10 protein-coding genes are annotated in these 10,669 nt (G+C 70.9%); 1 reads left to right on the top strand and 9 read right to left on the bottom strand.

Annotated features, from left to right (window positions below; genetic code table 11):
* Both ACFE60_RS14310 and ACFE60_RS14305 read right to left on the bottom strand, forming a co-directional pair.
* The coding region (locus ACFE60_RS14310; RefSeq protein WP_375389540.1) for an LCP family protein at nucleotides 1-1,013 on the bottom strand (1,013 nt) is incomplete at its 3' end.
* A gap of 145 nt (nucleotides 1,014-1,158) precedes the next feature.
* Complete coding sequence (locus tag ACFE60_RS14305; RefSeq protein ID WP_375389539.1) at nucleotides 1,159-1,629, bottom strand: hypothetical protein; 471 nt, start codon at nucleotides 1,627-1,629, stop codon at nucleotides 1,159-1,161.
* On the opposite strand from ACFE60_RS14305, the gene ACFE60_RS14300 reads away from it, so the two are divergent.
* Entirely contained in the window at nucleotides 1,619-2,332 is a 714-nt protein-coding gene (locus tag ACFE60_RS14300) for an amidase domain-containing protein (protein WP_375389538.1), read from the top strand. The genes ACFE60_RS14305 and ACFE60_RS14300 overlap by 11 nt on opposite strands.
* Before the next feature lie 55 nt (nucleotides 2,333-2,387).
* Here ACFE60_RS14300 and ACFE60_RS14295 read toward each other — a convergent pair whose 3' ends face one another.
* The 7 genes from ACFE60_RS14295 to ACFE60_RS14265 all read right to left on the bottom strand — a co-directional run bounded on the left by ACFE60_RS14295 (nucleotide 2,388) and on the right by ACFE60_RS14265 (nucleotide 10,513).
* A complete protein-coding gene (locus ACFE60_RS14295) occupies nucleotides 2,388-3,341 on the bottom strand; it encodes a ferritin-like domain-containing protein (RefSeq protein WP_375389537.1) in 954 nt (317 codons plus the stop codon).
* A gap of 173 nt (nucleotides 3,342-3,514) precedes the next feature.
* Nucleotides 3,515-4,483, bottom strand: coding sequence for a helix-turn-helix transcriptional regulator (locus ACFE60_RS14290; protein WP_375389536.1), 969 nt, complete (start codon nucleotides 4,481-4,483; stop codon nucleotides 3,515-3,517).
* 87 nt (nucleotides 4,484-4,570) lie between these two features.
* Nucleotides 4,571-5,491, bottom strand: a complete 921-nt coding sequence (locus ACFE60_RS14285) for a carbohydrate ABC transporter permease (RefSeq protein WP_375389535.1) — start codon at nucleotides 5,489-5,491, stop codon at nucleotides 4,571-4,573.
* Between the two features lies 1 nt (nucleotide 5,492).
* Nucleotides 5,493-6,431 (bottom strand): carbohydrate ABC transporter permease, encoded by a 939-nt coding sequence (locus ACFE60_RS14280; RefSeq protein WP_375389534.1) that lies wholly within the window; start codon nucleotides 6,429-6,431, stop codon nucleotides 5,493-5,495.
* Between the two features lie 29 nt (nucleotides 6,432-6,460).
* Nucleotides 6,461-7,801, bottom strand: coding sequence for an extracellular solute-binding protein (locus tag ACFE60_RS14275; RefSeq protein ID WP_375389533.1), 1,341 nt, complete (start codon nucleotides 7,799-7,801; stop codon nucleotides 6,461-6,463).
* Between the two features lie 53 nt (nucleotides 7,802-7,854).
* On the bottom strand, nucleotides 7,855-9,375 hold the full coding sequence (locus ACFE60_RS14270; protein ID WP_375389532.1) for an alpha-N-arabinofuranosidase: 1,521 nt from the start codon (nucleotides 9,373-9,375) through the stop codon (nucleotides 7,855-7,857).
* 121 nt (nucleotides 9,376-9,496) lie between these two features.
* Nucleotides 9,497-10,513 (bottom strand): LacI family DNA-binding transcriptional regulator, encoded by a 1,017-nt coding sequence (locus tag ACFE60_RS14265; RefSeq protein ID WP_375389531.1) that lies wholly within the window; start codon nucleotides 10,511-10,513, stop codon nucleotides 9,497-9,499.
* Nucleotides 10,514-10,669 lie beyond the last annotated feature (156 nt).

The following is a 10,669-nucleotide window of genomic DNA, read 5'->3' as shown; positions in this document are numbered from 1 at the left end:
GTCAGCCCCTTCGCGCTGGGGTCGTTCGGGACCAGCCCGTCGGCGTAGAGCGTCGTCGGGTACTGCACGAGCACGAACTGCGCGAGCGGGATGCTCGCGACCGCGCGTCCGATGGACACCATCGTGTCGACGTTCGCGAGGCCGGAGGAGAGGCTCATGCTGTCGGAGGCGGCGATCGCCAGCCCGTACAGCTTCGTGACGTCGGTCAGCGTGGACGCGCTCTTCATCTTGCGCACCAGCGACGACAGGAAGACCTGCTGCGAGCTGATTCGGGTGAGGTCGCTGCCGTCGCCCACCCCGTGCCGCGTGCGCAGGAACTTCAGGGCGGTGACGCCCTTCAGCGTGTGGTCGCCGGCCGTCAGGTGCAGGCCGGTGTAGTCGTCGTCGATCGCCTTGGCCACGCAGACCTGCACGCCGCCGACCGCGTTCGACATCTCGACGACTCCGTCGAAGGTGATCATGGCCGCGAAGGGGATCGTCATGCCGGTGAGGTCCGCGACGGTGTCCCGCACGCAGCCCAGCCCGCCGTACTCGAGGACGCTGTTGATCTTGACGCCGGTCGCGCCGGGAAGCCGCTGCGCGGTGTCGGAGGGGTTCCTGCACTCGGGCCGGGTCACGTAGAGGTCGCGCGGGAAGCTGAGGACCGTCGCCTTCGTGTGGTCCTCGCTGATGTGGATCAGGATGTTCACGTCGTTGAGGGTGCTGCCCGGGTTCGCGCCGTAGTGCCCCTCCTGGCCGTCGCGGGTGTCGCTGCCGACGAGCAGCAGGTTGACGGTGCCGGAGTAGGCGCCGATCTCGGGGATGTCGGTGGGGTCGTCGCCCGGCAGCGCCACCTGGTTCCTGCCGACGTTCGCGACGAACCGCTCGTAGGCGATCGCGCCGACGCTGGCGCCGGCCACGAGGACCACGCAGAGGCCGATCGCGACGACGCGCAGGATCGCACCCGCCGGGCCCGGGGACCGCAGCCTGCCGTGCTGGGCGAACGGCGCCCTCCGCCACCGGCCTTCCGCCACCCGATCCCCCGAATCCTGCGGTCCCGCTGCGCCCCGCACTGGGGTTCGACCCGTTCCGAGCGCCGAACTACCGTCGACCGGGCGCGATGAGACGGATCATAGCGACCGCGTTTCCCCTGAACAGGGGACGGTCCTATCGATTCCCTCACAACTCGCAGGACTTCAGGGATGAGACGGCACCACCGATGACGATCAGAACGACGACCTTGACCGCGGTGCTCTCGGCAGCCGTGGTGACCGCCCTCGCCGCGACCGCAGCCGCCGCACCGGCCTCCGCGATCACGCCGACGCCCACGCCGACCGTCAGCGCGTCGCCGACGACGACCCCCGGCCCGACACCGACCGCGACGCCGACTCCGACTCCGACTCCGACTCCGACGCCGACCCCCACGCCGACCCCCACGCCGACACCGCGGCCGACCCCCACGCCCACGCCGCGACCGACGCCTGTCCCCGTGCCGGTGCCGGTGCCGGTGCCCGTTCCGACCCCCGTGCCGACCGTCATCGCCACGCCGAGGCCGACCCCGACGCCCGTCGTCCCGCTGCCGACGGGGGTGCGGCTCAGCTCCATCAGCGGCCACGCCTCCGGCTCGCGGACGGTCACGATGACCGGCACGAACCTGCTGAACCTCGCCGGCGTGCAGGTCGCCGGAGCGCCCGTGACGAACCTCGTCGTGCAGTCCCCGACACTGGCCCGCTTCGTGCTGCCGAACGCGGCCGACTACCAGGCGAAGGTCGCCAGGCTCACGCTGACCGCGTACTCGGACCGCGTCGCGCGCGCGACGCCGCTGAGCTTCACGTACAAGGTCACGAACCGGCTCGATCGGCAGATGGCCTATGCCTTCCAGTACTGGAACGTGTCCTCGAACCGCACCTTCGGCTACCTCAGCGGCAACGACTGCGCCAACTTCACCAGCCAGACGCTGCTCGCCCGCGGCTGGAAGCGCTCCGCGGCCTGGTTCAACTACGGCGCCGGGCGCTGGAGCGGCACCTGGGTGTCGTCGACGGCGCTCAGCAGGTGGCTGAAGAAGCGGCCCGACCTCGTCACGCCGCTCACCTACTCCCAGCGCGACCGGGTGGCGGTCGGCGACATCGTGCAGTTCCGCTGGCCGGGCCACCCCAAGTCGTACACGTCGTGGGACCACACGGCGGTCGTCTCCAAGGTCGTCGTCCTGGCGAACGGCCGCCACGACGTCTACTACGTCGCGCACACCCTGAACCGCCAGTACGGCGGCAGCACGGACGGGCTCGCCGGCTACTACACGGCGAAGAAGGCCAAGGGGTCCACGCTGCGCATCCAGTTCTTCCACGTGAAGTAGCGCGGGGACGCCGAAGGGCCCGTGCCGCTCTCGCAGCACGGGCCCTCCGGGTCGGTCAGTTGCCGAAGCTGGTCGAGTTGACCGCGCCGTTGACGCCGTTCGGGTAGAACCCGCCCTTGGTGACGTTCGCGGCCGGGTTCAGGTAGACGACGTTCAGCACGTGCCCCGGCGTGCGGCCGTAGGCGATGCTGTTCTTGTCCGTCGGGACCAGGTTCGCGGAGCCGCGGCTGCCGATGCCCTGGTCGTCGTCGGACTTGCCGTCGACCGCGTCGCGCACGTTCGAGATCTTCTGCACGATGCCGTAGATCGCGGCGTTCTTCTCCGCCTCGCCGTACAGCACGGTGCGCACGGCACCTGCGTGGTACGCCTCGACCGCCAGGATGCCGGCAGCGGCGTCCAGGTAGGTCTTGTTGGTCAGCAGACCCGCGCCGCCCTTGTACGCCGTGACGCCGACATCCTCGAAGATGTAGGCGGCGAGGAGGAAGTTCGTGTCGTTCGCGAACGCGTCGAACTTCTGCCCCTTCTTGATCACGCCGGCGGCCTGCGCCGCCGCGGTGAAGGCCGCGTCGAGCGAGATCTTCGGCCGCGCCACCGCGGAGGCGCCGAGGGCGCCGCGGAGGAAGCGGACGTGCTCGCGCTCGTCGCGGGCGATCTCGCGGGCGTACTTCGCGATCGTCTTGGACTTGAACTTGACCTCGCGGCCGCCGGAGACGGTGCCGAACGTGCCGGTACCGCCGACGTCCTTCGAGCTCAGGCCCTCACCCGTCACGGCGCGGAGGTAGAACTCCGCCTCGAGGTACTCGAGGTTCAGCGCGAAGTTCAGGACCGCGGCGTCCGTCGCGTCGCTCGTCGCGTCGACCGGAGCCGCGTTGGCCGCGCTCGAGCCGAGCACGGTCGCTGCGGCCGCGCCGGCGCCCGCGATGCCCAGCATCGAGAACAGCTTGCGTCGGTCGACGTCCGTGGTCGCGCTGCGGGTGACCGCCTCGCTGATGAAGTGCTTCTCGTACAACTTGTCACTCCTGCTGCATCGTCGTTCAGGGTGGCGGCACCGACAGCGGGGCCGTCTTCGCACGGCGGGGCGCCGCGCTCGAACAGGATTCGGGACCGTGCCCCGGACGGGAGGGAGCGAATCGCCCGCCCTGCGGAAAGCGGCCCGGATGATGCGGTTCGCGGCCCGGCGGGTCAGCGGCCGCGGCGCATCGTGCGGCTCGGCAGCTCGCCGAACCGCGCCTCATAGACGCGGGCGAAGCGGCCGCTGTTCGCGAACCCCCAGCGCGCGGCGATCTCCCCGACCGTGCCGGGCTCGTCGCGGTCGGCGTCGATCAGCTCGCGCCGCGCCGCCTCCAGCCGGATGGCGTGGAGGTGGCTCAGCGGGCTGACGCCGAGGTGCCGCTGGAACAGGGCCTGCAGCGACCGGACCGACACCCGGGCCGCGGCCGCCACCTCCGGCATCGTCACCGCGCCGTCGGCGTGCTCCTCGAGGTACACCACGGCCCGGCGGACCGCGGCCGGCGCGCTGCTGCGCGGCGAGTCCGGCACCTCCGCCCGGTCGCCGAACGCGCGCAGCAGCACGCGGGCGGCCAGGTCGAAGAGCTCCTCCATCACGATCGGGCTCGCGACCGCGCGCGGATCGCGCACCGTCTCGTGCACCCGGTCGGCCACCCAGCGCCAGGCCGCCGCCCCGGAGGCCGACGTCGGCCTGGTCCGCATCAGCCGCAGGTGCGGGCCCCCGGCGGCCTCCGCGCGACCCGCGACCCGGCGCAGCGCCGACGCGTCGAAGGTCACGAAGCGCAGGTGCACGTCGTGCATACGCAGGACCGACGACTCCGCGGTGCGCAGGAACGGCACCGACGGGTCGATGCTGCGATGCCCGGACTCCCCCTCGAACCGCCCGGCGACGACGTGCCCGACCGAGACCCGGTCGGCGGGCAGCGAGCCCGCCGCGAGCGCGGGGCCGGAGACCACGATCTCGTACGACCGCAGCAGCTCGTCGCCGAAGGCGCTGTGCCGGAACAGGAACGGCCGGCTGTCCGCCGGCACCTCGAGCCGCAGGTCCGGGAAGCTGCGGGCGAGCAGCCCGGGAGCCTCCTGCGGACGATGGGTCGAGACGACGAGATGCCCGTCGATCGCGGTCGGTGCTGCAGTCTCCATCGGAACCACCCTCGGTCGAAGGGGGTTCGGGGCCGGAACACGTACCGGATGGGTCGCCGGACGAAGATCGCCCGGCGACCCGTCGCGCTAGCCCTTGAGGCCGCTGCCGGTGACGCCCTCCACGATCTGGCGCTGGAAGATCACGTAGAGGATCACGAGCGGCAGGGCGCCGAGGATGGCGCCGGCCTGGATGTCGGAGTAGCGCTGACCGAAGCTGCCCTGCACCGTCGCGAGGCCGACCGGGATGGTCATCAGGTTCGGGTTGGCGACCACGAACAGCGGCAGCAGCAGGTTGTTCCAGACCCCGACGAAGGTGAGGATCGTCACCGCCGCGATCACGGGCCGGGACAGCGGCATGATCACCGACCAGTAGACGCGCCACCGGTTCGCGCCGTCGATGCGCGCGGCCTCCTCCAGGTCCTTCGGGATGCCGTCGAAGAACTGCTTGAAGATGAATACCGCGATGACGGCGGGCACCTGCGGCAGGATCACGCCCCAGTAGGTGTTCAGCAGGTTCACGGCGCCCAGCTCCTGGAAGATCGGCACGATCAGCACCTGCGTGGGGATCATGATCCCCAGGATGATCAGCAGGTAGGTGAGGTTCCGCCCGCGGAACCGCAGCCGCGAGAGCGCGAACGCGGCCATCGAGGCGAGGAACACGGTGAGGATCGCCGTCACCACGCTGGTGATGCCGCTCGCGATGTACCAGTTCCAGATGTCGCCCGCGCCGAACAGCGAGGCGAACGAGTGCAGCGTCGGGTTGAAGGACGCGATGATCGGTCCCGCGCCGAGGGCGGACGTGCCGTTGTCCGTCAGCGACGTCTTCAGGGCGAACAGGCTCGGCACGAGCCAGAGGACCGCGAACACGATCAGCACGATCAGCGCGATCACGTCGAACGCGCGGCCGCTGCGGTGCACGTCGGTCGCGGCGACCCGCCGTGCGGGTGCGGCGGCCGAGACGGCGTGCTTCACGCCGCTCCCCTGCCGCGTGGTGGACGTCGTCGTCATCTCACGCCTCCTTCCGGCGGTCGAGCAGCTGCCGGATCACGGCGATCGCGAGGATCACGATGAAGAGCAGGACGGACGCGGCGGACGCCGCCCCGATGCGGTTGTCGGTGAACGCGGTGCCGGTGACGAGCCCGAGGGCGACCTGCGTCGCCGTGCCGGGCCCGCCGGAGGTCATCAGGTACACCTGGTCGAAGATCTTCAGGCTCGCGATGATCTGCAGCAGGATCACCAGCGTCGTGGTCCGCCGGATCAGCGGCAGCGTGATGTAGCGGATCTGCTCCCACTGCGTGGCCCCGTCGACGGCGGCGGCCTCGTACAGCTCCCGCGGGATCTCCTGCAGGCCGGCGAGGTAGAGCACGAAGTTGAAGCCGAGCGTCCACCAGACGGTGGCGAGCGCGATGCCGAGCATCGCCGTGTTCGGGCTGGCGAGCACGCCGGAGCCGGGCGTGATGCCGATCGCCTGCTCGCCGAGGGCCCACAGGCCGGAGCCGGGCGTGAAGATGAACAGCCAGATCAGCGAGATCGTCGCCGACGGCAGCACGAACGGCAGGAAGAACGCGAGCCGGAAGAACCACTGGCCCCGCCCGATGCGGTTCGTGAGGACCGACAGCACGAACGCCAGGATCACGAGCGGCGGCGTCGTGTAGATCGTGAACTGCACCGTGTGCCACATCGCGTCCCAGAAGTCCGCGCGGCCGAACATCTCGGCGTAGTTGCCGAAGCCCGCGAAGGTCCCCAGCCCGGGCTTCACCGTCGACGTGTTGAAGAAGCTCACCACGAGCATCGCGACGGCGGGACCGAGCAGGAACAGGACGTAGAAGACGCCGAACGGGGCGAGGAAGGCCCAGCCGGCCTTCGCGCCTCCGCGGTCGATGGGGTTTGCGCGCGTCGGGCGTCGTGCGGCGACGCCCGCTGGCGGGACGGCGATGGCTTGCGTCATTGCTGGAGCCTCCGGTTGTTCGTGTCGGATCAGAGCGGGGACGGGGTCTTCAGGTACGTCTGCAGCTGGTCGCTGATCGACTTCAGGGCGCCGTCAGGTGACAGCGAGCCCTGCTGCACGAGCCCGAACTGCGAGCCGACGATCGTCTCGAAGGTCGAGCCGGAGCCGGAGTACCAGGCGGCGGGGTCGTACACCGCACGCTCCGCGGCGGCGGCGTAGTCGGCCTGCGGCTCCAGCTCCTTGTACTTCCGGCTGCCGCGGTACGGGAGGTAGGCGGGGACGTGCCCGCCCAGCGCCCACGTGTCGCTCTGGTCGAGCAGCGACTTGATGAACCCCATCGCCTGCTTGCGCTGCTCCGGCGTCCTGTCCTTCTTCGGCAGCACGAGGGTGTGCGAGTCCGCCTGGTTCGCAGGCTTGTCGAACAGCTGCGGCACCGGCACCATGCCGAACTTCAGCCCCTTGATGGACTGGGCGGTCGCGATCTCCCACTCGCCCTGCAGGTAGAAGCCCGCCTTGCCGGTGAACATCACCGTCTGGCTGCCGGCGTAGTCCAGGCCCTTGTTCAGCCAGCCCTTCTGCGTCCACCGCTGCAGCGTCGACAGCACCTCCTTCGCGGCGTCCTGGTCGACGGTGATGGTCTTGCCGTCGTCCCCGAGGTAGGGCTTCGCCCCGTCGATCTGGCTGTAGAGGGTGAGGAACATGCGCCACGGGGTCGCCGTCTCGTTGACGTTCGCGAGCGTGATCGCGGCGCCCTTCGTGACCTTGCTCACCTCCGCGAGCGCCGCCTCGAAGTCCTTCAGGCCGGTGATCGACTTCAGCTTCCCGTTCTCGAGCAGGCCCGCCTTGTCGACGACGTCCTGGTTGAAGAACATGACGAACGGGTGGGTGTCGAGCGGGATCGCGATGTTCCTGCCGTCCGTCCGCTGCGTCGCCCACGACTTCTGGTCGAGGTCGGAGGCGGACAGGCCCACGGAGTCGAGGTCGTCGTCGGTGATCTCGTCGAGCACGCCGCCCTGCGCCAGCAGCTTCGCGCGCGTGAGGTGCGCCACCGCGACGTCCGGCGGCTTGTTCCCGACGGTGGCGAGCGTCAGCTTGGAGTAGTACGGGTTGCCCCAGGCGAACACCGTGGCCTGCAGCGACGAGGGGCCGCCGTGGTTCTTCTGGTAGCCCGCCTCCATCTCCTGCATCCGGGCGCCGTCGCCGCCGCCGAAGAGGTTCCAGAAGATCAAGGTCCGGGGGTCCAGCTGCGCCCCGGTCAGCCCGGCGACCACCGGGCTGGAGCACCCGGCGAGCGGCAGGGCGAGCGCCGCCAGCCCTGCCCCGAGCAGCCCCCTTCGGGTGAGCGTCCCTCGCTCGAATGCACCAGTCATGCGTCCGACCTCCTCGTCGTCCTCATCGGGATGTGCGCGCCTGGCCGGCGCGATCAGTGCTCCGGCTCGAGCCCGACCGCCGTCCAGGACACCGGCGGCAGCACGATCGTCAGCCGGCCGTCGTCGAGCCGGGCGGAGTCGTTCGCCGCGGGGGCGACCCGGTCCTGCTGCTGCAGCGTGTTCGCCGCATCCGGGTCGTCGTCCGCCAGCGTGTGGGTCTCCGCGATCGCGACCGGGCCGAGGCCCTCGAGGGCTACCGTGGCGGTGATCGACTCGGTGCGGCTGCGGTTCACGAGGAACACGGCGGCCGAGCCCGTCTCCGGCTCCCGGGTGACGACCGCGTCGACCGCGGGCACCTCGCCGTACTTCCCGGTGGTGATGGTCGGCGCGGAGACCGAGGCGCGCAGCGCCTCACCCCGCCCGAGCCGCGAGGTGATCGCGAAGGGGAAGAAGATCGTCTGCCGCCAGGCAGCGCCGCCCGGCTCGGTCATGATCGGGGCGATCACGTTCACCAGCTGGGCGAGGCTCGCCGCCTGCACACGGTCCGCGTGCTTGAGCAGCGAGATCAGCAGGCTGCCGACGACGACGGCGTCGGTCACGGTGTAGACGTCCTCGAGCAGGCGGGGCGCCTTCGGCCACTCGTCGATCGCGGTGATGCGCTCCTGCTCCTCGAAGCGGCGCGAGTACCAGACGTTCCACTCGTCGAAGGAGATGTGGATCGTCTTGTCGCTGCGCCGCTCCGCCTTGACGTGGTCCGCGGTCGCGGCGACGACGTCGATGAATCGGTCCATGTCGACCGCGGAGGCGAGGAAGCTGTCGACGTCGCCGTCGACCGGCTGGTAGTACACGTGCGCCGAGATGAGGTCGACGTCGTCGTACGTCTGCTCCAGCACCTCGCGCTCCCAGGTGCCGAAGGTCGGCATCTGCGAGTTCGAGCTGCCGCAGACCACGAGCTCGAGGTCGGGCTGCAGCTGGCGCAGCGCCTTCGCGGTGCGGCTCGCGAGCTTCCCGTAGTCGACCGCGTTCCGGTGGCCGAGCTGCCATGGGCCGTCCATCTCGTTGCCGAGGCACCACATCGTGACGCCGAACGGCGCCTCCGACCCGTTCGCCGCCCGGCGGTCCGAGATCGCGGAGCCGGTCGGCAGGTTCGTGTACTCGAGCAGGTCGAGGGCTTCCAGCTCGCCGCGGGTGCCGAGGTTGATCGCGAGCATCGGCTCGATGCCGGCACGGTCGATCCAGTGCGCGAACTCGTGCAGGCCGACCTCGTTGGTCTCGGTGGAGTGCCACGCAAGGTCGCGACGGACGGGCCGCTCCGCCACCGGGCCGACGCCGTCCTCCCAGCGGTAGCCGGACACGAAGTTGCCGCCGGGGTAGCGGACCGTGGTCACGCCGAGCTCCCGCACGAGGTCGAGCACGTCGCCGCGGAAGCCCTGCGCGTCCGCGGTCGGGTGCCCCGGCTCGTGGATCCCGTCGTAGACGCAGCGGCCGAGGTGCTCCACGAACGAGCCGAAGACCCGGCGGGAGATCGGGCCGATCGTGGCGGCGGCGGAGGCGGTGATTCGGGCTTCGGGCACGGGCTCGGGTTCTCCTGGTGGTCACGACGTCGTGGACGGCGGACACGCTTACATCGTTGGAACGCTCCGTCAACCCCTGGCATGAGCGCTCACAGCATGCTGCGAGGCGGGAGCCTCCCGGTCAGCGGCGGTCGCGCACGCTGGCGCGCAGCCGCACCTCGGCCGGCACGGTCACCCGGCTCGCCGGCACCTCGGAGCCCTCGATGCGCGCGATCAGCCGGTCGAGCGCGGCGGCCGCGTACGCCCGCTTGTCGAAGTGCACCGTGGTCAGGGGCGGGGAGGCGAACTCGCCGTCCGCGATGTCGTCGAACCCGGCGACCGAGACGTCCTGCGGCACCAGCAGGCCCGCCTCCCGCAGCGCGGACAGCGCCCCGATCGCCATCGAGTCCGTGAAGCAGAACACCGCGTCTGGCCGCACGCCGTCCGCCAGCATGCGCCGAACGGCATGTGCTGCGCCGGCCGGGGTCCAGGACGTGCAGGGGCGCTCCAGCGAGGGGTCGCGGGCCAGGCCCGACTCGCCGAGCGCCGCCAGGTAGCCGTCGAGCCGGAGCCTGCCCGTCGCGGTGTCCAGCCCGCCTCCCGGGGCGCCGACGACGGCGATGCGCCGGTGGCCGAGGCCGATGAGCAGGCGCGTCATCGCGCGTGCGGCCTCGACGCTGTCGACCCACACCTGGTCCAGGTCCTCCTGCAGCACCTCCCCCAGCACCACGATCGGCACGCCCGCCCGGTCCTCGGAGCGCAGCACCGTGCTCTCCTGCACCGTCACGGGGTTCATCACGACGCCGTCGACGAGGTGCCGCCTCGCCGCCGTCACCAGCTCGCTGGTGCGGTGCGGGTCCCCCCAGGACTGCTCGATCTGCACGCCGAGGCCGCGCTCGTGCGCGAGCTCGACGAACTCGTGCGTCAGCTCCGCCGAGAACGGCGTGCGCAGCTCGGGCACGACGAGCGCGATCATCCCTGACCGACCGGAGCGCAGGCCCCTGGCCGCGAGATTCGGGACGTAGCCGAGCTCGCCGATCGCGTGCTCGACGCGACTCCTCGTCTCGGGGGCGACCCGGACCACGCCGGTGAGCACGTTGGAGACCGTCTTCGGCGAGACCTGCGCGAGGGCAGCGACGTCCTTCACCGTGGGCCGCACGGGCTCAGGCTAGGGCCGACACGCCCGAGCGCGATCCCCGCTGGATCGGCCCGCTCAGCCCAGGTGGTTGTACGAGGCGGAGACGAGCGCCCAGATCTGGGTGAGCAGCACGACGCCGCCGAGCAGGATCAGCAGCACCCCGCCGACCAGCATGCC

The organism is uncultured Amnibacterium sp. (genome assembly GCF_964245895.1).
GTDB lineage: Bacteria > Actinomycetota > Actinomycetes > Actinomycetales > Microbacteriaceae > Amnibacterium.
Note: the sequence above shows the minus strand (reverse complement) of the source record. Positions and strands in the feature narration are given on the sequence as shown.

Coding starts and splice junctions, on each gene's coding strand:
- ACFE60_RS14300 (WP_375389538.1), top strand. CDS start 1,619: ATGACCGGCACGAACCTGCTGAACCTCGCCGGCGTGCAGGTCGCCGGA.
- ACFE60_RS14280 (WP_375389534.1), bottom strand. CDS start 6,431: ATGACGCAAGCCATCGCCGTCCCGCCAGCGGGCGTCGCCGCACGACGC.
- ACFE60_RS14285 (WP_375389535.1), bottom strand. CDS start 5,491: ATGACGACGACGTCCACCACGCGGCAGGGGAGCGGCGTGAAGCACGCC.
- ACFE60_RS14290 (WP_375389536.1), bottom strand. CDS start 4,483: ATGGAGACTGCAGCACCGACCGCGATCGACGGGCATCTCGTCGTCTCG.
- ACFE60_RS14275 (WP_375389533.1), bottom strand. CDS start 7,801: ATGACTGGTGCATTCGAGCGAGGGACGCTCACCCGAAGGGGGCTGCTC.